This is a genomic window from Caulobacter sp. AVps16, from assembly GCF_058681455.1.
The window spans coordinates 279670-302747 of record NZ_CM178739.1; the positions used below are offsets into that span (position 1 = coordinate 279670).

Annotated in this window: 19 protein-coding genes; 17 read left to right on the top strand and 2 right to left on the bottom strand. The window is 65.5% G+C overall.

All coding sequences use genetic code 11. From position 1 onward, the window contains the following. Positions 1–2: 2 nt before the first annotated feature. Positions 3–1070, bottom strand: a complete 1068-nt coding sequence (gene selD / locus ACW17U_RS01405; protein ID WP_492054550.1) for a selenide, water dikinase SelD — start codon at positions 1068–1070, stop codon at positions 3–5. A 155-nt stretch (positions 1071–1225) separates the two neighbouring features. Here selD and mnmH point away from each other — a divergent pair, with 155 nt between their 5' ends. The 17 genes from mnmH to ACW17U_RS01490 all read left to right on the top strand — a co-directional run bounded on the left by mnmH (position 1226) and on the right by ACW17U_RS01490 (position 22286). Next, entirely contained in the window at positions 1226–2296 is a 1071-nt protein-coding gene (mnmH, locus tag ACW17U_RS01410; RefSeq protein ID WP_062149302.1) for a tRNA 2-selenouridine(34) synthase MnmH, read from the top strand. 200 nt (positions 2297–2496) lie between these two features. After that, positions 2497–2928 (top strand): 50S ribosomal protein L11, encoded by a 432-nt coding sequence (gene rplK / locus ACW17U_RS01415; RefSeq protein ID WP_062149299.1) that lies wholly within the window; start codon positions 2497–2499, stop codon positions 2926–2928. A 4-nt stretch (positions 2929–2932) separates the two neighbouring features. Continuing rightward, entirely contained in the window at positions 2933–3619 is a 687-nt protein-coding gene (rplA, locus tag ACW17U_RS01420) for a 50S ribosomal protein L1 (RefSeq protein WP_062149296.1), read from the top strand. Between the two features lie 122 nt (positions 3620–3741). Beyond that, on the top strand, positions 3742–3981 hold the full coding sequence (locus tag ACW17U_RS01425) for a type II toxin-antitoxin system VapB family antitoxin (RefSeq protein WP_492054551.1): 240 nt from the start codon (positions 3742–3744) through the stop codon (positions 3979–3981). Beyond that, on the top strand, positions 3981–4376 hold the full coding sequence (locus ACW17U_RS01430) for a type II toxin-antitoxin system VapC family toxin (RefSeq protein ID WP_492054552.1): 396 nt from the start codon (positions 3981–3983) through the stop codon (positions 4374–4376). The genes ACW17U_RS01425 and ACW17U_RS01430 overlap by 1 nt, the downstream gene beginning before the upstream one ends. Next, positions 4373–5611: a TIGR03862 family flavoprotein gene (locus ACW17U_RS01435; RefSeq protein ID WP_492054553.1), complete on the top strand. Its 1239-nt coding sequence runs from the start codon at positions 4373–4375 to the stop codon at positions 5609–5611. The genes ACW17U_RS01430 and ACW17U_RS01435 overlap by 4 nt, the downstream gene beginning before the upstream one ends. Continuing rightward, positions 5601–5816: a DUF4287 domain-containing protein gene (locus ACW17U_RS01440; RefSeq protein ID WP_492054554.1), complete on the top strand. Its 216-nt coding sequence runs from the start codon at positions 5601–5603 to the stop codon at positions 5814–5816. The genes ACW17U_RS01435 and ACW17U_RS01440 overlap by 11 nt, the downstream gene beginning before the upstream one ends. 112 nt (positions 5817–5928) lie before the next feature. Then, on the top strand, positions 5929–6699 hold the full coding sequence (locus ACW17U_RS01445; RefSeq protein WP_492054555.1) for an SDR family NAD(P)-dependent oxidoreductase: 771 nt from the start codon (positions 5929–5931) through the stop codon (positions 6697–6699). 358 nt (positions 6700–7057) lie between these two features. Next, complete coding sequence (gene rplJ / locus ACW17U_RS01450) at positions 7058–7576, top strand: 50S ribosomal protein L10 (RefSeq protein ID WP_062149282.1); 519 nt, start codon at positions 7058–7060, stop codon at positions 7574–7576. A gap of 45 nt (positions 7577–7621) precedes the next feature. After that, positions 7622–7999 (top strand): 50S ribosomal protein L7/L12, encoded by a 378-nt coding sequence (rplL, locus tag ACW17U_RS01455; RefSeq protein ID WP_062149279.1) that lies wholly within the window; start codon positions 7622–7624, stop codon positions 7997–7999. Between the two features lie 193 nt (positions 8000–8192). Continuing rightward, a complete protein-coding gene (locus ACW17U_RS01460) occupies positions 8193–9011 on the top strand; it encodes an alpha/beta fold hydrolase (protein ID WP_492054556.1) in 819 nt (272 codons plus the stop codon). Positions 9012–9019: 8 nt separating this feature from the next. After that, positions 9020–10651 (top strand): ATP-binding protein, encoded by a 1632-nt coding sequence (locus tag ACW17U_RS01465; RefSeq protein ID WP_492054557.1) that lies wholly within the window; start codon positions 9020–9022, stop codon positions 10649–10651. Positions 10652–10827: 176 nt separating this feature from the next. After that, on the top strand, positions 10828–11508 hold the full coding sequence (locus ACW17U_RS01470; RefSeq protein WP_492054558.1) for a type 1 glutamine amidotransferase domain-containing protein: 681 nt from the start codon (positions 10828–10830) through the stop codon (positions 11506–11508). Between the two features lie 56 nt (positions 11509–11564). Further along, the gene (locus tag ACW17U_RS01475; protein WP_492054559.1) at positions 11565–12623 is read left to right on the top strand and encodes a WD40/YVTN/BNR-like repeat-containing protein; all 1059 of its coding nucleotides are present in this window, start codon (positions 11565–11567) and stop codon (positions 12621–12623) included. 357 nt (positions 12624–12980) lie between these two features. Further along, positions 12981–17051: a DNA-directed RNA polymerase subunit beta gene (gene rpoB / locus ACW17U_RS01480; RefSeq protein ID WP_062149270.1), complete on the top strand. Its 4071-nt coding sequence runs from the start codon at positions 12981–12983 to the stop codon at positions 17049–17051. Positions 17052–17150: 99 nt separating this feature from the next. Next, entirely contained in the window at positions 17151–21341 is a 4191-nt protein-coding gene (rpoC, locus tag ACW17U_RS01485) for a DNA-directed RNA polymerase subunit beta' (RefSeq protein ID WP_492054560.1), read from the top strand. A gap of 144 nt (positions 21342–21485) precedes the next feature. Further along, entirely contained in the window at positions 21486–22286 is an 801-nt protein-coding gene (locus ACW17U_RS01490) for a hypothetical protein (protein ID WP_166504271.1), read from the top strand. Between the two features lie 2 nt (positions 22287–22288). Here ACW17U_RS01490 and ACW17U_RS01495 read toward each other — a convergent pair whose 3' ends face one another. Beyond that, complete coding sequence (locus ACW17U_RS01495; RefSeq protein WP_492054561.1) at positions 22289–22915, bottom strand: hypothetical protein; 627 nt, start codon at positions 22913–22915, stop codon at positions 22289–22291. Between the last annotated feature and the right edge of the window lie 163 nt (positions 22916–23078).

Genomic DNA, 23078 nt, shown 5'->3' on the forward strand with positions numbered 1-23078 from the left:
GCTCAGGCTGTTCCGGTTGAGACAGAAACCCCGGGTGGGCCCTCGACCATCCTGCCGATGATGCGCGCGGCAGCAAAACCCGCAGTCTGGACCATGTCCAGGACGCTTTGAGCATCACCGGGTGCGACGGCGATCAGCAGGCCGCCGCTGGTCTGGGGATCAGCCAGGAGGTCTCTACGCCATTCCGGAGTCCCGTCTGGCAGGGTGACGTCGCCACCATAGCTGGCCCAGTTTCGAACGGCCGCGCCGGTCCTGACCCCGTCTCGAGCGAGCACCTCGACCCCTGGGAGCAGGACCGGGGCATCGGCATCAAGTTCGGCGGCCAGGCCGGCCCCGCGACACAGCTCCAGCAGGTGGCCCAGCAGGCCGAACCCGGTCACATCCGTCAGCGCATGGACGCCCGCCACGTCCCCCAGGTCGGCACCTACCTTGTTCAGTTGGGTGGTCGTGGCGATCAGGGCGGCATAGCCCTCCTCCGGCAGGCGTTGCTGCTTGAAGGCCGCGCTCAGGACGCCCACTCCGAGCGCCTTGGTCAGAATCAGCAGGTCGCCCGGCTGAGCGCCCCGGTTCGACAGGACGCGATCGGGGTGGACGATGCCGAGCGCAACCAGGCCATAGATCGGCTCGACGCTGTCGATGGAATGGCCGCCGGCGATCGGCACGCCCGCCGCGGCGCAAACGGCAGCGCCGCCGGCCAGGATCGCCCCGATGGTCTCCGTCGACAGCGTCGCCACCGGCATGCCGACAATGGCCAATGCGAAGATGGGTCTGGCTCCCATGGCATAGATATCGGACAGGGCGTTGGTCGCGGCGATGCGGCCGAAATCATGCGGATCATCGACCACGGGCATGAAGAAGTCCGTGGTCGCGACCAGGGCCTGCTGGTCGTTGAGGCGCCAGACGGCGGCGTCATCCGAGGTTTCGGTCCCGACCAGCAGATTCGGAAAGACGCCGGCGGCCGGTGACTGCTGCAGGATCTCGCGCAGGACGGCCGGCGAAAGCTTGCAGCCGCACCCGCCCCCATGGGCCAGTGAGGTCAGGCGAACGGGCTGCCCGGCGGGATGTGTCATCGGTGGCTCCTGAACTTTCGCCACACGGGTTGGGCGCGTCCTGTCGCCTGGATCTTACGATTCTCCGGCGGGTCGCGCATAGTCGCCCGCTGAAAAGCCTTGGTGGCGAGACGTTGTAGCTTGTCGCAAGACCCCGAACGGACAATAGGCCTGCCATGAAGCCCGTTCAGGTTGCCACCTCGGCCGATCCGCTCTCGCTCGCGGCCTTTGACCAGATTATCGATGTCCGCAGTCCCGGCGAATTTGCGCTCGATCACCTGCCAGGGGCCGTCAATCTGCCGGTGCTGGATGATCAACAGCGCGCCGAGGTGGGGACGATCTATGTCCAGGACTCGCGTCTTCGCGCCAACCGGATCGGCGCGGCCCATGTGGCGCGGAACATTGCCGGTCATCTGGAGTCCAGTCTCGCCGACCGGCCGGAGGGCTTCAGGCCCCTGATCTACTGCTGGCGCGGCGGGCAGAGATCCCAGTCCATGGCGACGATCCTGTCCCGCATCGGCTGGACCACGACGGTGCTCGACGGCGGCTACAGGACCTATCGTCGCTGGGTGCAGGCCAGGCTCTATGAAGGACGCTGCGATCTGGACCTTGTCCTGCTCGACGGGGACACCGGCACGGGCAAGACGGCCATCCTGCAGGGCCTGGCAAGCCGCGGCGTTCAGACCCTCGATCTGGAAGCCCTTGCCCACCATCGGGGTTCATTGTTCGGTGCCCTGGCCGGTCAGGACCAGCCGGACCAGAAGCTGTTTGAAAGCCGGCTGGTCGCGGCCCTGGACGCGTTTGACCCGACCCTGCCGATTGTCGTCGAAGCGGAGTCGAGTAAGATCGGCAACCGGGTTCTGCCGCCCGTGCTCTGGACCGCCATGACCGGGGCACCGCGCCTCGAGGTCACGGTGCCCCGACCGGAGCGAGCTCGCTATCTTGTCGAGACCTATGGCGACATCACCTCGCAGCGCGAGGCCTTATTGGCCATCCTGGAACGCTTGCCGATCCACCAGAGCCTGAGGCGACTGAGCGCCTGGCAGGACATGGTCGAGCAGGGCCAGTTTGTGGACCTGGCCGACGCCCTGATGGCCGCCCACTATGACCGAGCCTATGCGCGCGAGCGGCGAAAATCCGGACAGGCGACCCTGGCGACCATCGCGCTCGATCGCCTGGACTGCGGTTCCATCGATCACGCCGTCGCACAGATCTCGGCGATCCTGTCCGATCGTACGAGGCCATAGCCGCAGTCTTGCCGAGGGCGCAGTCGCCCCCTGCGCTGGACTCCTCCGGCTCCGCCTGCTAAACGCCGCGCCTCGCTCCTGGACGCCGTCCTGGGGCGTGCTTGCCGTTAGCGGCAGGTTCAAATCCGTGGAAGGGACGCCAAGCCCGCACCACGGCCAACCACTGAAGGTCGTTAGCTCGACTTTCTTGAGAGGATACAATGGCTAAAAAGATCCTGGGCTATATCAAGCTCCAGGTGAAGGCCGGCTCTGCCACGCCTTCGCCCCCCATCGGCCCCGCACTGGGCCAGCGCGGCGTCAACATCATGGGCTTCTGTAAGGAGTTCAACGCGCGCACCGAGAACGTCGAAAAGGGCACCCCCCTGCCGACCGTGATCACCGTGTACCAAGACAAGTCGTTCACCTTCGTCACCAAGACGCCCCCGGCGACCCACTATCTGAAGCAGATCACCGGCCTGAAGTCCGGCGCCAAGCTGACCGGTCGCGAGACCGTCGGTGAAGTGACCCGCACCCAGCTGCGCGAGATCGCCGAAAAGAAGATGAAGGACCTGAACGCCAACGACATCGAGGCTGCGGCCAAGATCATCGAAGGCTCCGCCAAGGCCATGGGCCTGAAGATCGTGGAGGCCTAAGATCATGGCTAAGCAAGCAAAGCGCATCCAGGCGTGGACCGGCGATCGTGACGCCACCCACACCGCCGCCGCCGCCATCGCCCTGGTGAAGGCCAATGCCAAGGCCAAGTTCGACGAATCCGTCGAAATCTCGGTCAATCTCGGCGTTGACCCGCGCCACGCCGACCAGCAGGTCCGTGGCGTCGTCAACCTGCCGTCGGGCACTGGCCGCGACGTTCGCGTCGCCGTCTTCGCCAAGGACGCCAAGGCCGCTGAAGCGACCGCGGCGGGCGCCGAGCACGTCGGTGCTGAAGACCTCTACGAAAAGATCGCCGGCGGCTTCATGGACTTCGATCGCGTCATCGCGACCCCGGACATGATGGCTCTCGTCGGTCGCCTCGGTAAGGTGCTGGGCCCGCGCGGCCTGATGCCGAACCCGAAGGTCGGCACCGTGACCCCGAACGTCGGTCAGGCCGTGAAGGACGCCAAGGGCGGCGCCATCGAGTTCCGCGTTGAAAAGGCCGGTATCATTCACGCCGGTATCGGCAAGGTGTCGTTCTCGGACGAAGCCCTGCTGATCAACGTCAAGGCGCTGATCGAAGCTCTGAACCGTTCCAAGCCGACGGGCGCGAAGGGCATCTATATCCGCCGCATCGCGATGTCCTCGACGATGGGCCCGGGCTTCAAGGTCGACACCTCGTCGGTCGCCTAAGCCTCTTGGGCTTTTGACTATCGGAACGGGCGCTGGAGCGATCCAGCGCCCGTTTTGCGTTTGGGGGCTGCGTTGTCTGGCCGTCTAGCCGGTGCTATGTTTCGGCTAGACGGAGATGTCCGATGGCTTTCCACGTTCGCGATCCCGAGACTGACGCCCTGGTACGAGAGCTGGCGGACAAGACCAGGCTCGGCATTACCGAGGCTGTGAAACTGGCCGCCGCCGAGGCCCTGGCATCGCGCGAGCAGGCGCGTGCCGAAAAATTGGCCAAGATGCGGGCGATCTCGGCGGAGGTCTCCAGCTGGCCGCGCACCGGGCTTAGGGCCGACAAGGCGTTCTTCGACGAAATGTACGACGACTAATGTTTGTCGACGCTTCGGCCTGGACGGCGATTCTGCTGGAAGAGCCAGAGGCGGAGGCCTTCCGAGAGAAACTGGCCGACACCACCGAAGTGACGACCTCCGCAATCGCTAATTGGGAGGTTGTACGCGCCGTCGCTCGCCAGACGTCCTCCGACATTGCGATGGCCTCGCTCAAGCTTGGCCTGCTCCAGAGGCTGGCGGGTGCGCGCGTCCTTCCCATTGGACAGGCAGAGCAGACGATTGCACTCGAAGCCCACGCCCGGTTTGGCAAGGGCGTCCACCCCGCCCGGCTCAATATGGGTGACTGCTTCGCCTATGCCTGCGCCAAAGCCAACGGCGTGCCGCTGCTGTTCAAAGGCGACGACTTCGCCCTGACCGACATCGAGGCCGCGTGAGCGACGCTGATTCCTTGTTAGATGTCGCCGTGATCGGCGGCGGGCCGGCCGGGCTGATTGCGGCGGAGACGCTGAGTGCCGCTGGACGGTCGGTGACCGTGTTCGAGAAGATGCCGACCTTCGGCCGCAAGTTCCTGATGGCCGGGCGTGGCGGGCTCAATCTCACCCATTCCGAAGACTTCGCGCGGTTCGCCCAGCGCTATGGCGCGGCCAGTGCGACGCTGCGGCCGATGCTGGAGGCCTTCACCCCGGCCGATCTGGTCGCCTGGGCGCAGGGGCTGGGGCAGGAGACCTTCATCGGCTCCAGCGGCCGGGTCTTTCCCACGGCGCTGAAGGCCTCGCCCCTGTTGCGGGCCTGGCTGGCCCGTCTGGAAGGGCAGGGCGTTGCACTGCGCCTCCGGGCTGAGTGGCAGGGCTGGGCCGAAGATGGTGCCCTGGCGATCCAGACACCCGAGGGGCTCCAGGCCGTGCGGCCGCGCGCAACGATCCTGGCCCTGGGCGGTGCCAGCTGGGCCCGACTGGGCTCGGACGGAGCGTGGGCCCCGCTTCTCGCAGCGCGTGGCGCGGCAGTGACCCCGTTCGCCGCCGCCAACAGCGGCTTCGACGTGACCTGGAGCGCTGTGTTCCGCGAGCGCTTCGCCGGCGAGCCGCTGAAAAACATCGCCGTGCGGCTGGGCGAGGTCACAGCGCGCGGCGACGCCATGGTCGCCGCCTATGGGCTGGAGGGCGGAGCGATCTATGCCCTCGGCGCAGCCCCGCGCGAGGCCATCGAACACGAGGGAGTGGCGATCTTCGAGATCGACCTGCGACCGGACATGCCGGTCGAGACCCTGACCGCGCGCCTCAACCGGCCCCGCGACGGCCAGTCTGTGGCCAATTTCCTGCGCAAGGCCGCCAACCTGTCGCCGGTGGAGGTCAATCTGCTGCGTGAGGCCCATGGCCTGGACCTGCCGGTCAAACCGGCGGCCCTGGCGGCGGCGATCAAGGCCGCGCCGATCCGCCTGACCGGGGTGCAGCCGCTGGACCGGGCGATCTCCTCGGCCGGCGGCCTGACGCTGGACTCGCTCGACGGGCTGGCGTTGAAGGCCGCTCCGGATATCTTCGTCGCCGGCGAGATGCTGGACTGGGAAGCGCCGACCGGCGGCTATCTGCTACAGGCCTGTTTCGCCACCGGCGTGGCGGCGGCCCGCCAGGTCCTGGCGAAACTGCAGCAGGAGGAACGACATGGCGGATGAGAAGGTGAAGGGCCCGGCGTCCTATTTCCCGTCGATCGAAAAGACCTATGGCCGGCCGATCGCCGACTGGCAGGCCCTGGTCCGCGCGGCCTATCCGGCCAAACACATGGAGCTGGTGGCCCTGCTCAAGACCGAACACGGCATGGGCCATGGCCACGCCAATGCGGTGGTGGCCTTTACACTGGCGCAGGACGGTCTGAAGTAGGGCGCTCGCCCCGGTATCGGCCGGAACTCCGTTCCTGTTGTCATGCAACGAACCGAGGACCGTCAAAGTTTAGGGTGTCGGCGGGCTTCCCGCCACAACGAGGAAATGGTCCATGACACGAGTTCTCGAGGGCAAGGTCGCCGTCATCACGGGCGCGGCCGGGGCGATCGGCATGGCGACCTCCAGGCTGATGGCCGAGCGCGGTGCGACCATCGTCGCTGTCGATATCCCCGGAACCGACTGGTCCAAACTGAAGGCCGCCCTGCCCAAGGATACCAGGCTGGTCACGGCCGAGGCCGACGTCACCGACGAGCCTTCGGTCAAGGCCTATGTCGAAAAGGCCAAAGCCGAGTGCGGGCGGATCGACATCTTCTTCAACAATGCCGGCATCGAAGGTCCAGTTCAGCCGATCGAATCCTATCCGCTGGAGGCGTTCATGCAGGTGCTGGGCGTCAATGTGGCCGGGGTTTTCCTGGGCCTGAAACATGTCCTGCCGGTGATGTACGCCCAGGGCGCGGGCAGCATTATCAACACCTCCAGCGTCGCCGGACTGACCGGCGCGACGGGCATGGCCGGCTACTGCACTTCGAAACATGCCGTCGTAGGGATCACGCGCGTTGCGGCGATCGAGGCTGCGGCCAAGGGCGTGCGGGTCAACTGCGTCAATCCCGGGCCGATCGAAAGCCGGATGATGCAGTCGATCAACACCGGCCAGTCGGGCGACCCCAAGTTTTCCCATGACCTGATCAGCAATGCCGTGCCGGCCAAGCGCTATGGCACGCCCGAGGAGGTCGCGGGCCTGGTGGCCTTCCTGGCCTCCGACGACGCGACCTACTGCAACGGCGGCTTCTACACCGTCGATGGCGCGCTGACCGCCGCCTGACCGACACCGCCCGACGCGGCCTTTGGCCTGCGTTGGGCGGTTCCTGTCGCCCCCGGTTGATCTTGCCGTCCAAACCGTCTATACGCCGCGCCTTCTCCATCGGGTTCACCCGGAGGAGACCTGTTTGTGAACAGCGGGGCGTGGGGTCACCAACGCCGTAAATGAGGAAGAGCCCTTCCTCGCCGTCGGGAGACAGGGATGGACAAGACCACGCTATTTCCTCCTGAAAACGGATGGGACGCGCGGCTGACTTTCCTTGGAACAGGCTGATGCAACTCGCGTGCGGGAGCGATCCCTCATGTTTGTGGCATTTGGCTGCCGGAATGGTCCGGCCGCTGTAATTGAGTAGGAGACCGCAATGGACCGCGCTCAAAAGCAGGAGTCGATCGAGGCGCTGAAAAGCGTGTTCGCCGACGCCGGCGCTGTCGTCGTGACCCACTACATGGGCATGACCGTTGCGGAAATGACTGAACTGCGTAGCCGCCTCCGCAAGGAAGAGGCCACGTTCCAGGTGGTGAAGAACACCCTGGTCCAGAAGGCCCTCGGTGGCTCGATCGGTGAAGCGGGCGACGCCCTGTTCACCGGCCCGGTCGCCATCGCCTATGGCAAGGATCCTGTTTCCGCCGCCAAGATCGTCGCCCAGTACGCCAAGGAAAACGACAAGCTCAAGCTCGTCGGTGGCATCCTGGGTCAGACGACGGTTCTGGACGAAGCTGCGGTGCGGGCGCTCGCCACGCTGCCGTCGCTGGATCAGATCCGTGGCAAGCTTATCGGCCTCATCCAGGCTCCGGCGACCAAGATCGCTGGCGTCCTGCAGGCCCCGGCTGGCCAACTTGCTCGCGTCTTCAACGCCTATGCGACCAAAGACGCCGCCTAACGGTCATCTCCGCGTACATCCCTCATTCGTTTTAGGAAATTGAACATGTCCAAGCTCGAAAAGCTGGTTGAAGAACTGTCCACCCTGTCGGTCCTCGAAGCCGCTGACCTGTCGAAGATGCTGGAAGAAAAGTGGGGCGTTTCGGCCGCTGCTCCGGTCGCCGTCGCCGCTGCCGGCCCGGCCGCTCCGGTTGAAGCTGCTGAAGAGCAAACCGAATTCACCGTCGTCCTGACGGACGGTGGCGACAAGAAGATCAACGTGATCAAGGAAGTCCGCGGCGTCCGTCCGGACCTCGGCCTGAAGGAAGCCAAGGACCTGGTCGAAGGCGCTCCGCAGAACGTCGTCGAAAACGTCTCCAAGGCCCAGGCCGACGAAGTCGCCAAGAAGCTGACCGAAGCCGGCGCCAAGGTCACCGTGAAGTAAGAATTCCGCTCGCTTCGGCGAATGGAGTTTCCCAACTTCGGTTGGGGATCACGACTTGAAGAGCGGCCCCGGAGGGAAACCTCCGGGGCCGTTTTTCGTCTCCGGGCGGGCCGCAGCGGCGAAACCTTGACCGGATGAAAAAGCCTGCCAGTTTGTTCTGCGCGCGTTCCGACCGTCAGTATCGCCCAGGAGAATGGCTTTGACCCTTGCGGAGCAGCATGCGGTTCAGATTTCAGGCCAGGGCGTGCGGCCGATGTTGTTTTCGCACGGTTTCGGCTGTGACCAGAACATGTGGCGTCTTGTTGCGCCGGCCTTCGCGGCCGATTTCAGGACCGTCGTGTTTGACCATATCGGAGCCGGGCGTTCGGACCTGTCGGCCTATGATCGCGACAAGTACGCCTCGCTCGACGGCTATGCGGACGATGTCGTGGCCCTGTGCGACGCGCTGGACCTGAAGGATGTGGTGTTCGTCGGCCATTCGGTCAGCGCCATGATCGGCGTGCTCGCCGCCGCGCGCCGGCCCGGCCTGTTCAGCCACATGATCATGATCTGTCCATCGCCCCGCTATGTCGACGACGCGGACTATGTCGGCGGCTTCGCCCGCGCCGACATCGACGAGCTCCTGGAATTCCTCGACACCAACCATCTGGGCTGGTCCACGACCATGGCCCCGGTGATCATGGGCAATCCCGACCGGCCGGAACTGGCCGAGGAGCTGTCGAACAGCTTCTGCACCACCGATCCCGACATCGCCCGGCAGTTCGCTCGCGTCACCTTCCTGTCCGATTCTCGGCAGGACCTCGCCGCAGTAGCGACGCCGACCATGATCATTGATTGTCTAGAAGACAGCATCGCCCCGCCCGTGGTGGGGCGCTATGTCCAGGCGGCCATTGCCGGCAGCGTGCTGACCACGCTGGACGCCACCGGCCATTGTCCGCACCTGAGCGCTCCGGAGGCGACGATCGCGGCCATGCGAACCTATCTGGACGTTCACGAACTGCGCGCCGGCTAGGGAAGGGCGTGCCGCACCTTCCGCCCTCGGCCACTGGCTCTGATCTCGATGCGCTCTTCGACATGGCACCGTGCGGCCTGGCCGTGCTGGGGCCGGGGCATGTCCTGACGGCCTGTAATCGCTATTTCTGCGGGCTGCTGGAACGATCGCCCGAAGCGATGATCGGCGTGACGGGCTTTCCCAGCCTGCTGAGCGTGGCCGGGCGGATCTATTTCGAGACCCATGTCGCACCGCTTGTGAAGATGCAGGGACGGGTGGATGAGGTGGCCTTCGACCTGGTCTCGGCCAGCGGCGCCAGGGTGCCGGTCCTTCTGAATGCCGAGCTGATCGGTGATCTGAAAGGCGATCAGTCTGGCATTCGGCTAGCGGTGTTCCCGGCATCGGATCGCCGGAAGTACGAGGCCGAGATCCTCAAGGCCCGACGCGAGGCCGAAGCGGCGCGCGAGTCGGCGGTGGCGGCCAGCAAGGCCAAGGACGACTTTCTGGCCAACATGTCGCACGAGATCCGCACGCCGCTCAACGCGGTGGTTGGCGTCGCCGGCGTTCTGGCTGCAACGCCACTGTCTAGCCAGCAGCGCGACATGCTGGGCATGATTGAGAGCTCCGGCCTGCTTCTGGAGCGGCTGGTTTCTGACGTGCTGGATCTGTCCAAGATCGAATCCGGCCTGATGGCCATAGAGGCTCGGCCCTTCGACCTAGCAGCCTGCATTCAGGGCATCGCCAACCTGATGGGCGCGCGTGCCGCCGAGAAGGGTGTGGCCTTCACCTTGCGACTGAGCGAGGCCGCGCGGGGACAGTTCCTGGGCGATGATCTTCGCCTCCAGCAGGTTCTGGCCAACCTCTTGTCCAACGCCGTAAAGTTCACGTCCGTGGGCGAGGTGAGCCTGACGGTGGACGTCGAGCCGGACGCGGTGTCGCCGACATTGACCCACCTGCGGGTGGCGGTGCGGGATTCCGGCATCGGCTTCGATGAGAGCCTGGTCGTCAGCCTGTTCGACCGCTTTCGTCAGGCCGACAACAGCATCACCCGGCGGTTCGGCGGTACCGGCATTGGCCTGTCGATCTGCAAGCAACTGGTGGATCTGATGGGCGGTGACATCCGGGTACAGTCGCAGCCTGGCGCCGGCAGCACCTTCAGCTTTGATATTCCGCTGGCGCGGCCAGAGGCCGCTTCTGAGTCCGCCGAGCCGGTAATTGCCCCCGAGGAGATCGGTCTGGCCGCAGGGCCGGCTTTGCGGGTCCTGCTGGTTGAGGACAATGACATCAACCAGAAGATCGTGTCCCTGGTGCTTGAGCCCTATGACGTGGACCTGGAGATCGCGGGCAATGGCCAGCTGGGCCTCGACTGCTTTCAGCGGCAGACCTTCGACCTGGTCCTGATGGACATGCAGATGCCCGTGATGGATGGCCTGACCGCCACCCGCGCCTTCCGCGCTCTGGAAGCTGCCGACCCGGGCCGCGTCCGCACGCCGATCGCGCTGCTCAGCGCCAACGCCATGGAGCAGCATCGGCTGCAGGGCGCGGAGGCGGGTGCAGATTGGCACATCTCCAAGCCGATCACGCCGGAAAGCCTGATCACCGGCGTCCAGCAGGCCCTGCGGGCCGGCGGCACCGCCCGATCCGCTCACCCCAGCGGCTGATCTCCCGCGCCGGGGTCGTCAGGCTCAACCCGATCTCGGCCGCCAGTGGCACAAGGGTTGGAGCCGCTCCGCCTGGGCCGGGAGGCGGACGCGCAACGTCTCGCGCCCTCGGGGGTTATGGTAGCCAGGTTCGTGCCCCTTTCGAGCCCCCTCCCTTCACGACATATCGGGCTCCCATGCACATTCTGATGGTTCTGACCTCACACGATCGTCTTGGTGACACGGGTCACAAGACTGGGTTCTGGCTGGAGGAATTCGCCGCGCCCTACTATGCGCTGAAAGACGCCGGGGCGACCCTCGTCCTGGCCTCGCCCGCCGGCGGTCAGCCGCCGCTGGATCCCAAGAGCGATGACGCCGACGCCCAAACCGACGACACGCGCCGCTTCAAGGCCGATCCGGAGGCCCAGAAGGCCCTGGCTCACACCGTGACCCTGGCCGGGGTGAAGGCGGACGACTTCGACGCGGTGTTCTATCCGGGTGGCCATGGCCCGCTGTGGGACCTGGCTTCCGATCCGCACTCGATCGCCCTGCTCGAGGCCTTCACGGCCGCAGGCAAGCCGGTGGCCGCAGTCTGCCATGCCCCCGGCGTCCTGCGCGATGTCCGGCGGCCGGACGGCGAGCCTCTCGTCTCGGGCAAGGCGGTGACCGGCTTCACCAATTCCGAGGAAGAGGCCGTCGGCCTGACCAAGGTCGTGCCCTTCCTGGTCGAGGACATGCTGCAGGCCAGGGGCGGGATCTATGCCAAGGGGCCGGACTGGGCCCCGTTCGTCCAGACCGACGGCCTTCTTATCACCGGTCAGAACCCGGCCTCGTCGCGGCCGGCGGCCGAAGCGCTCCTGGCGCTGCTAAAGGCCTAGGCTGCAGCGCGGCAGGTCCGATTGGGTCTAGGATCCTGGGCCAAGGGAGCCGAGCCATGATTCTGTCTGACCTGACCCGCCGTGCCGCCCTGATGGGATCGGCAGCGGCCCTGGTGGCTCCGGCCCTGACCAGCCCGGCGAAGGCCGCAGTGCGAACCGCCGGCCATATCGAGATGCTCGAACCCGGCGCGGTCAGTCATTTGCGTGGCCTGTCGATCGTCCGGCACGGCTACTGGGCCAGCGGGTCGAACGGGGTGCTCTATCACGGTGGTCGGGGCCGCAGCCTGACGGTCGTGCGTCCCGGCGGGGCCGAGGGGCTGGATTTCCGGGGACTGCACGCCTTTGACCGCGATCACGTGCTGGCGATGAGTGCCGGTCCTGGAACGGCTTCGCAGCTCTGGCGGACCCGCGACGGTGGGCGGATCTGGGCGGCGGAAATGACCAATTCCGATCCCGCCGGTTTCTGGGATGCCCTGGTCTTCACCCCGGACGGCCGCACCGGCTACATCCTTGGCGATCCGACCGACGAAGGCTTTACCCTGCTGATCACCCGCGACGGCGGGGTCAACTGGGCTCGCGCGCCACGGGGGCTGATCCCGGCCCCTGCCGCCGGCGAGGCGGCTTTTGCGGCCAGCAACGGCTGTCTGGCTATCGGGCCCAAGGGGCAGCTGGCCTTCTGTACGGGCGGGGCCGGTTGGGGGCGGGTCTTTTTGTCGCGCGACGGCCATCTGCGGCGGTTCCAGGTCTTTGAGACGCCGATCCCCGCCAAGGGGCCGACCCAGGGGGCCTTCGCCCTGACCTTCGGACCGCGTGGCGAACTCTGGGTCTGCGGTGGTGACTACAAGGTCCCGTCGGCCAGGGGCATCAATCTGGCGTGGCTGCCCCCCGGCGGAGACCAGTTCCAGGCCGTCGATGCGCCGCCCGGCTTTCTGTCCTCGATCGCGACGACCGGGGCAACGGTGCTAGCCACGGGCCTTTCGGGAACCCTGGCCAGCCGGAACGGAGGCCAATTCGAGCGCCTCACGGCCCAACCTTATAATGTCGTGCGCCTCGTGGACCGGAAGACGGGTGTGCTGGGTGGTCCGGGCGGAACGGTCGGGCTTTGGCACGGATGAGTCGGCCGGCCCTGGCCGGGCTCGACCGGGCGTAGACAGAATCTCAACAATCCCTCTTCCCATCGCTCCGGGCTTGGCCTATATCCGCGCGTTCACGAAGACATTCGGTGGAACGCGCACGCGCGTGTCCGCAATTTACGCCCCGAGGCGCGGTCAGCCGCCCTCCGACCCGCGCGAAGGGGCGCCCGACAGGTCTACCGGTCCCGGTCGCCTGTCAGGGGAATTCCAGCGTCCGGCGCTCCCGTTTCAGGCGGGTGCGGCGAGGGTGGACGCAGGACAAACGAACGCTCGCGCGGAGTCTTTTCGCACGGGCCCTTCGAAACATTTGGCGCGGCGATCCGCGCCCAAGGGAAAAACATGGCGCAATCGTTCACCGGCAAGAAGCGGATCCGGAAGTCTTTCGGCCGCATCCCCGAAGCTGTGCAGATGCCGAACCTGATCGAGGTTCAGCGCTCCTCCTACGAACAGTTCCTTCAGCGCGAGGTCCGTCCGGGCCAGCGCCGCGACGAGGGCATTGAAGCGGTCTTCAAGTCCGTCTTCCCGATCAAGGATTTCAACGAGCGCGCGGTGCTCGAATACGTCTCGTACGAATTCGAAGAGCCCAAGTACGACGTTGAAGAGTGCATCCAGCGCGACATGACCTTCGCGGCGCCGCTGAAGGTCAAGCTGCGCCTGATCGTGTTCGAAACCGAAGAAGAAACCGGCGCCCGGTCCGTCAAGGACATCAAGGAGCAGGACGTCTACATGGGCGATATCCCGCTCATGACCGACAAGGGTACCTTCATCGTCAACGGCACCGAGCGGGTCATCGTCTCGCAGATGCACCGTTCGCCCGGCGTGTTCTTCGACCACGACAAGGGCAAGACCCACGCCTCGGGCAAGCTGCTGTTCGCCGCCCGCGTGATCCCGTATCGCGGCTCGTGGCTGGACTTCGAGTTCGACGCCAAGGACGTGGTCTATGTCCGCATCGACCGTCGCCGCAAGCTGCCCGCCACCACCTTCCTCTATGCCCTGGGCATGGACGGCGAAGAGATCCTGACGACGTTCTACGACGTCGTCCCGTTCGAGAAGCGCGAAGGCGGCTGGGCCACCCCCTACAAGCCCGAGCGCTGGCGCGGCGTGAAGCCGGAGTTCGCCCTGGTTGACGGCGACACCGGTGAGGAAGTCGCTCCGGCCGGCACCAAGATCACCGCCCGTCAGGCCAAGAAACTGGCCGACAACGGTCTGAAGATCCTGCTGCTGGCTCCTGAAGCCCTGACCGGCCGTTATCTGGCCCGCGACGCCGTCAACTTCGAAAACGGCGAAATCTACGCTGAAGCCGGCGACGAGCTGGACGTCACCTCGATCCAGGCCCTGGCCGACCAAGGCTTCAGCACCATCGACGTGCTGGACATCGACCACGTCACGGTCGGCGCCTACATGCGCAACACCCTGCGCGTGGACAAGAACGCCGTCCGTGAGGACGCCCTGTTCGACATCTATCGCGTCATGCGTCCGGGCGAGCCGCCGACCGTCGAAGCCGCTGAAGCGATGTTCAAGTCGCTGTTCTTCGACGCCGAGCGCTACGACCTGTCGGCCGTCGGCCGTGTGAAGATGAACATGCGCCTGGAGCTGGACGCTTCGGACGAGATGCGCGTGCTCCGCAAGGAAGACGTGCTGGCCGTCCTGAAGCTGCTGGTCGGCCTGCGCGACGGTCGCGGCGAAATCGACGACATCGACAACCTCGGCAACCGCCGGGTCCGTTCGGTCGGCGAACTGCTGGAAAACCAGTACCGCGTCGGCCTGCTGCGCATGGAACGCGCCATCAAGGAACGCATGTCGTCCGTCGACATCGACACCGTGATGCCGCACGACCTGATCAACGCCAAGCCGGCCGCCGCCTCGGTCCGCGAATTCTTCGGCTCCTCGCAGCTGTCGCAGTTCATGGACCAGACCAACCCGCTGTCGGAAATCACCCACAAGCGCCGTCTCTCGGCGCTCGGCCCGGGCGGTCTGACCCGTGAGCGCGCCGGCTTCGAAGTCCGCGACGTTCACCCGACCCACTACGGCCGCATCTGCCCGATTGAAACGCCGGAAGGCCCAAACATCGGTCTGATCAACTCGCTGGCCACCCATGCCCGCGTCAACAAGTACGGCTTCATCGAGAGCCCTTACCGTCGCGTCGCCGACGGCAAGCCGCTCGACGAGGTCGTCTACATGTCGGCCATGGAAGAGTCGAAGCACGTCATCGCCCAGTCCAACATCAAGGTGTTGAACGGCGAGATCGTCGACGACCTGGTGCCCGGCAGGATCAACGGCGAACCCACCCTGCTCCAGAAGGAACAGGTGGACCTGATGGACGTGTCGCCGCGTCAGGTGGTTTCGGTGGCCGCGGCCCTGATCCCCTTCCTCGAAAACGATGACGCCAACCGCGCCCTCATGGGCTCGAACATGCAACGTCAGGCCGTGCCGCTGGTGCAGTCCGACGCGCCGCTGGTCGGTACGGGCATGGAAGCCGTGGTCGCCCGCGACTCCGGCGCCGTGGTCGTGGCCAAGCGCACCGGCGTGGTCGAGCAGATCGACGGTACCCGTATCGTCGTCCGCGCCACGGAAGAGACCGACGCCGCCCGTTCGGGCGTCGACATCTATCGTCTGAGCAAGTTCCAGCGTTCGAACCAGTCGACCTGTATCAACCAGCGCCCGCTGGTGAAGGTGGGCGACAAGATCAGCGCCGGCGACATCATCGCTGACGGTCCCTCGACCGAGCTGGGCGAACTGGCCCTGGGCCGCAACGCGCTCGTCGCGTTCATGCCCTGGAACGGCTACAACTTCGAAGACTCGATCCTGATCTCCGAACGCATCGTCCGCGACGACGTCTTCACCTCGATCCACATCGAGGAATTCGAAGTCATGGCCCGCGACACGAAGCTCGGTCCGGAAGAAATCACCCGCGACATCCCGAACGTCGGCGAGGAAGCCCTGCGCAACCTCGACGAAGCCGGCATCGTGGCGATCGGCGCCGAAGTCCAGCCGGGCGACATCCTGGTCGGCAAGGTCACGCCGAAGGGCGAAAGCCCGATGACGCCGGAAGAAAAGCTCCTGCGCGCCATCTTCGGCGAAAAGGCCTCTGACGTCCGCGACACCAGCCTGCGCCTGCCCCCGGGCGTCGCCGGCACGATCGTCGATGTCCGCGTGTTCAACCGTCACGGCGTCGACAAGGACGAACGCGCCCTGGCCATCGAGCGCTCGGAAATCGACCGCCTGGGCAAGGACCGCGACGACGAATTCGCGATCCTGAACCGCAACATCTCGGGCCGTCTGCGCGAGCTGCTGATCGGCAATGTGGCCCTGTCGGGTCCCAAGGGCCTGTCGCGCGGCGAGATCACCGCCGACAAGCTGGCTGAAATCCAGCCGGGCCTGTGGTGGCAGATTGCTCTCGAAGACGAGAAGGCGATGGGCGAACTGGAAAGCCTGCGCCGTCTGTTCGACGAGAACCGCAAGCGTCTGGACCGCCGCTTCGAGGACAAGGTCGACAAGCTGCAGCGCGGCGACGAACTGCCCCCGGGCGTGATGAAGATGGTCAAGGTCTTCGTGGCCGTGAAGCGCAAGCTTCAGCCCGGCGACAAGATGGCCGGCCGTCACGGCAACAAGGGCGTCATCTCGCGCATCCTGCCGATCGAGGACATGCCGTTCCTCGCCGACGGGACGCACGTCGACGTGGTTCTGAACCCGCTGGGCGTGCCCTCGCGCATGAACGTCGGCCAGATCTTCGAAACCCACCTGGGCTGGGCCTGCGCCGGTCTCGGCAAGCAGATCACCGCCCTGCTGGAAGACTGGCAGGCCGGCGGTCAGAAGCAGGCGCTCGTTGAGCGTCTGACCGAGATCTATGGCCCGGACGAAGAACTGCCCGACACCGAAGAGGGTCTGGTGGAACTGGCCCGCAACCTCGGCAAGGGCGTTCCGATCGCGACCCCCGTGTTCGACGGTGCGCGGATCGGCGACATCGAGGATCATCTGCGCATGGCGGGCCTCGATCCGTCGGGCCAATCGATCCTGTACGACGGCCAGACCGGCGAGCAGTTCAAGCGTCCGGTCACGGTCGGCTACATCTACATGCTGAAGCTGCACCACCTGGTCGACGACAAGATCCACGCCCGTTCGATCGGTCCGTACTCGCTCGTCACGCAACAGCCGCTGGGTGGTAAGGCCCAGTTCGGCGGTCAGCGCTTCGGGGAAATGGAAGTCTGGGCACTGGAAGCCTACGGCGCGGCCTACACCCTGCAGGAAATGCTGACGGTGAAGTCCGACGACGTGGCCGGCCGCACCAAGGTCTACGAGTCGATCGTCCGTGGCGATGACACGTTCGAAGCCGGTATCCCCGAAAGCTTCAACGTGCTGGTCAAGGAAATGCGCTCGCTCGGCCTGAACGTCGAGCTGGAGAACAGCTGATCCATCGCACCCTCTCCGGTCTCCGGACCGGGGAGGGGCCTTTGATCGCCGCTCTCTGTCTCAAGAATTTTCGCGGGTAGTCCCGCAGAAGGAACCAAGATGAACCAGGAAGTCCTGAACATCTTCAATCCGGTCCAGGCCGCTCCGACCTTCGACCAGATCCGTATTTCGCTGGCTTCGCCTGAAAAGATCCGCTCGTGGTCGTTCGGCGAGATCAAGAAGCCGGAAACCATCAACTACCGCACGTTCAAGCCCGAGCGTGACGGCCTGTTCTGCGCCCGTATCTTTGGCCCGACCAAGGACTACGAATGCCTGTGCGGCAAGTACAAGCGCATGAAGTACAAGGGCATCATCTGCGAAAAGTGCGGTGTCGAAGTCACCCTGGCCCGCGTCCGTCGCGAGCGCATGGGCCACATCGAACTGGCCTCGCCGGTCGCCCACATCTGGTTCCTGAAGTCGCTGCCCTCGCGCATCGCCATGATGCTCGACATGCCGCTGAAGGACATCGAGCGCGTCCTGTACTTCGAATATTACATCATCACCGAGCCGGGCCTGACCCCGCTGAAGCAGCACCAGCTGCTCAGCGAGGACGACTATATGCGCGCCCAGGAAGAATACGGCGATGACAGCTTCACCGCCGAGATCGGCGCCGAGGCCGTGCAGAACCTGCTGAAGGCGATCGACCTCGACAAGGAAGCCGACCGCCTGCGCGAAGAGCTGGCCGGCACCGTGTCGGACATGAAGCAGAAGAAGTTCAGCAAGCGCCTCAAGATCCTTGAAGCCTTCTCGGAGTCGGGCAACCGCCCCGAGTGGATGGTGCTGACGGTCGTGCCGGTCATCCCGCCGGAACTGCGGCCGCTGGTGCCGCTGGACGGTGGCCGCTTCGCCACCTCCGACCTGAACGACCTTTATCGCCGGGTCATCAACCGTAACAACCGCCTGAAGCGCCTGATCGAGCTGCGCGCCCCTGACATCATCATCCGCAACGAAAAGCGGATGCTGCAGGAGTCGGTCGACGCCCTGTTCGACAACGGCCGTCGCGGTCGCGTCATCACCGGTGCCAACAAGCGTCCGCTGAAGTCGCTGGCCGACATGCTGAAGGGCAAGCAGGGTCGCTTCCGTCAGAACCTGCTCGGCAAGCGCGTCGACTATTCGGGCCGTTCGGTCATCGTGGTCGGTCCCGACCTGAAGCTGCACGAGTGCGGCCTGCCCAAGAAGATGGCGCTCGAACTGTTCAAGCCGTTCATCTATGCGCGCCTTGACGCCAAGGGCCTGTCGGGCACCGTCAAGCAGTCCAAGCGCATGGTCGAGCGCGAACAGCCCCAGGTGTGGGACATCCTCGAAGAGGTTATCCGCGAACACCCGGTCCTGCTGAACCGCGCGCCGACGCTTCACCGTCTGGGCATCCAGGCGTTCGAGCCCAAGCTGATCGAGGGCAAGGCCATCCAGCTGCATCCGCTGGTCTGCGCCGCCTTCAACGCCGACTTCGACGGCGACCAGATGGCCGTGCACGTGCCGCTGTCGCTGGAAGCGCAACTCGAAGCGCGCGTCCTGATGATGTCGACCAACAACATCCTGTCGCCCGCCAACGGTCGCCCGATCATCGTGCCGTCGCAGGACATCGTCCTGGGTCTGTACTATCTGTCGGTTGCCCGCGACGGCGAGCCGGGTGAAGGCAAGATCTTCAGCGACATCGCCGAAATCGAAGCCGCCATGGATGCCGGCGTCGTCAGCCTGCACGCCAAGATCAAGTCGCGCTTCACGGAAGTGGACGCCGATGGCGTGGCCCGTCGCCGCGTGATCGACACCACCCCGGGCCGGATGAAGATCGCCGCCCTGCTGCCGCGTCACCCGCAGGTGGGTCACCGCCTGATCGAAAAGGCGCTGACCAAGAAGGAAATCGGCAATCTGATCGACATCGTCTACCGCCACTGCGGTCAGAAGGCGACGGTCATCTTTGCCGACCAGATCATGGGTCTGGGCTTCAAGGAAGCGGCCAAGGCCGGCATTTCCTTCGGCAAGGACGACATCATCATCCCGCAGCGGAAAGAGGCCATCGTCGCCGAAACCCGCTCGCTGGCTGAAGAATATGAGCAGCAGTACGCCGACGGCCTGATCACCAAGGGTGAGAAGTACAACAAGGTCGTTGACGCCTGGGCCAAGGCCACCGATCGCGTCGCTGACGAAATGATGGCCGAGCTTCAGATGAAGCATAAGGACGAGAACGGCCGCGAGAAGGAAATCAACGCCATCTACATGATGGCCCACTCCGGGGCTCGTGGTTCGCAGGCCCAGATGAAGCAGCTGGGCGGCATGCGCGGTCTGATGGCCAAGCCCTCGGGCGAGATCATCGAGACCCCGATCGTCTCGAACTTCAAGGAAGGCCTGACCGTTCAGGAGTACTTCAACTCCACCCACGGTGCCCGTAAGGGTCTGGCCGACACCGCGCTGAAGACCGCCAACTCGGGTTACCTGACCCGTCGTCTGGTCGACGTCGCGCAGGACTGCATCATCGTCGAGGAAGACTGCGGCACCACGCGGGGCATCACCCTGCGCGCCGTCGTCGAGGGCGGCGACGTTCTGGTCTCGCTGGGCGCCCGCGTCCTGGGCCGTTTCTCGGCCGAGGACATCAAGGACCCGGCGACCGGCGAGCTGGTCGTTCCGGCCGATACCTATCTCGACGAAAACATGGCCGACGCCATCGAGGCGGCTGCCGTGCAGTCGGTGAAGGTGCGTTCGGTCCTGACCTGCGAAGCCAAGATCGGCGTCTGCGGTGCCTGCTACGGCCGCGACCTGGCCCGTGGTACCCCGGTCAACATCGGTGAAGCGGTCGGCGTCATCGCCGCCCAGTCCATCGGTGAGCCCGGCACCCAGCTGACGATGCGAACCTTCCACATCGGCGGCACCGCCCAGGTGGCCGAGCAGTCGTTCTTCGAAAGCAGCAACGACGGTACGGTCCGCGTGACCGGTGCCACCGTGACCGGCGCCGACGGCTTCCTGGTCGTGATGAGCCGCAACACGGCCGTCAGCGTCCTGGTCGACGGCAAGGAACGCGAAAACTACAAGCCGCCTTACGGCGCGCGCCTGAAGATCAAGGACGGCGAGAAGGTCAAGCGCGGACAGCGCCTGGCCGATTGGGACCCCTACACCACCCCAATCATCACCGAAGTCGCCGGCCGCATTCGCGCCGAAGACCTGGTGGACGGCTTCTCCGTCCGCGAGGAAACCGACGAAGCCACCGGTATCGCGCAACGCGTGATCGCCGACTGGCGCACCTCGGCCCGCGCTTCGGACCTGCGTCCGGCCATGGGCGTGCTGGGCGAAGACGGCTCTTATGTCCGTCTGGCTAACGGCGGCGAGGCTCGCTACCTGATGTCGGTCGGGGCCATTCTGTCGGTGGCCGATGGCGACATGGTCAAGCCGGGCGAGGTCATCGCACGGATCCCAACCGAAGGTGCCAAGACCCGCGACATCACCGGCGGTCTGCCACGCGTCGCCGAACTCTTCGAAGCCCGCCGTCCGAAGGACTGCGCGGTCATCGCGGAAATGGACGGTCGCGTCGAATTCGGCAAGGATTACAAGAACAAGCGCCGTATCAAGATCACCCCGGAAGTCGATGCAGACGGCAACCAGGGCGAGCCGGTCGAGTTCCTGATCCCCAAGGGCAAGCACATCGCGGTGCACGATGGCGACTTCATCGCGCGCGGCGAGTACATCATCGACGGCAACCCGGATCCGCACGACATCCTGCGCATCCTCGGCGTCGAGGCCCTGGCCAACTTCCTCGTGGACGAAATCCAGGAGGTCTATCGACTGCAGGGCGTGCCGATCAACGACAAGCACATCGAGACGATCGTTCGTCAGATGCTGCAGAAGGTCGAGATCCTGGAGCCGGGCGATACGGGTCTGATCAAGGGCGATCAGCTCGACAAGCCCGAGTTCTACATCGAGCAGGACCGCGCTGTCGCGCGGGGCGGCCGTCCGGCCACCACCCAGCCGGTGCTGCTCGGCATCACCAAGGCCTCGCTGCAAACCAAGAGCTTCATCTCGGCCGCGTCGTTCCAGGAAACGACCCGCGTCCTGACCGAAGCCTCGGTGCACGGCAAGACCGACACCCTGGAAGGCCTGAAGGAAAACGTCATCGTGGGTCGCCTGATCCCCGCCGGTACGGGTTCCTATCTGCGCAGCCTGCAGCGCGTCGCAGCCAAGCGCGACGAGCAACTGGCCCAGCAGCGTGAAGATGCGATGGAGCCTCTTCCCGAGGCCATCGCCCTCGCCGACGCCGAATAGGCGGTTTGCGATGTCCAGTCTGGCGGGTGCAAGCCATGCGCCCGCCAATCGGATGACTCAAGAAAGCCCGGGAGCGATCCCGGGCTTTCCGCATTTCGCCCATGGGTTTAGATCTGGAGATCATCGCCTCGGGGACCGGCCACAATGGGTTTGACATCAGACAGTGCGGCGCGGCTCAGGGACCTCGTCGCCAAATCTGACCAGTTGTCGGACGAGGAATTGCTGGCCAAATCCCTGATGACGGCCGTCAAATGGCGCACGCAACTCTGGGTCAACACGCTCGCCGCTGATGGGCTGCAGGTCCGGTCTGGTCCCTTTTCCGGCCTGGATTATGTCGTCAATGCTGCCGAAGGCGCTCTTCTGCCCAGGTTGCTGGGTGTCTATGAGCGCGAGCTTCACCCCGACCTGCTGGCCTTCGCGGCGGCCGGACTGGATCACGTCATCGATATCGGCTGCGCGGAAGGCTATTATGCCGTCGGCCTGGCCCGCTTGATGCCGGACGCCATCGTCAACGCCTATGACATCGACGAAACCGCCCGTCGGCGTTGCGGCTTCCTGGCCCAGGCCAATGGCGTGGCGGATCGGGTCGTCATCCGTGGGGCCTTTGACGGTACCGATTTCGCGACCTTCCAGGACAAGGGTCGTATCCTGGTGTTTATCGACGCCGAGGGGGCCGAGGACGATCTCCTGCGCCCGGATCTCTATCCCGCCCTGGCGGGCTATAACCTGATTGTCGAGACCCATCCCGGCCTTCGCCCGGGGGTCACGGACCGGATCATGGAGCGGTTCGCTGCCAGCCACGACATCCGCCGGCTGGACCCGGAGGTCGGCAAGGCAGACTTGCCACCGGTTCTGACACACCGGAGCCATCTGGACATGGTGCTGGCCCTCTGGGAATGGCGGGCCGGTCCGACGCCCTGGCTGGTCATGCGACCCAAGGCCTGACCTCAGCGTCGAATGCCCAGGCTCTCGTCCGACTTCTTGCGCCCGATGCCGTCGGTGTTGCCCATCACGAACGGGATCTCCTTGACCTGACCGGGGCCATCGCGGCTGCGATGATCCACGCCAGGACCCATCGGGGCCTGACGGTAGCGCCGGGCGGCGGCCTGGCCGGCGGCGATCTGGTCGAAGGCGGCCCGCTTGGCTGGATCCATGGGGGCCTCGGAGTAGAGCGGAGCCCGGCGGGCCGCTTCACCCCAGCGCTCGTCGCACCGTTCCTGTTCGCGTCGGTTCAGCCCGACAGCAGTGCCATTGGCGCAACCGACGCCGCTCGACCTCAGGGCCGTCCGGAGGTCTCCGCGCGGACCTTCCGGCGGCGGGGCTGAAGCGTTGCCCGTCCCGATGGCGGGAAGCGTCGGCAGGGTGGGCACGCCCGGCGGTACCGGCAGGGCCGGCAAACGGGGACTGGGCCGCACGGCCAGGGGGCGGCCATCCACGCTTCTGGCGTTCACCGGCTGTGACCTCGCCGTGGTCAGAGGCCTCTGCGGCCGCACGAGGGTCACCGTCAGGGCGTCCTCGTCGTCCGAGCGGTCGAGGAATGCGGTGGCCTGGGGCAGGGCCAGCAACGCCAGCACGAGCGCATGGGCTGCTACCGATCCGGCGAGCAGGAGGCCGCGTCCGACCCGATTTGAATGCGACCTTGACCGGACCAAACGCCACTCGACACAAAAGGGAAACCCGAGGCGACAATGGCGACGCCAGGTGGCGAAAGCGTGGCCGTTAAGGTGCTATTAACCG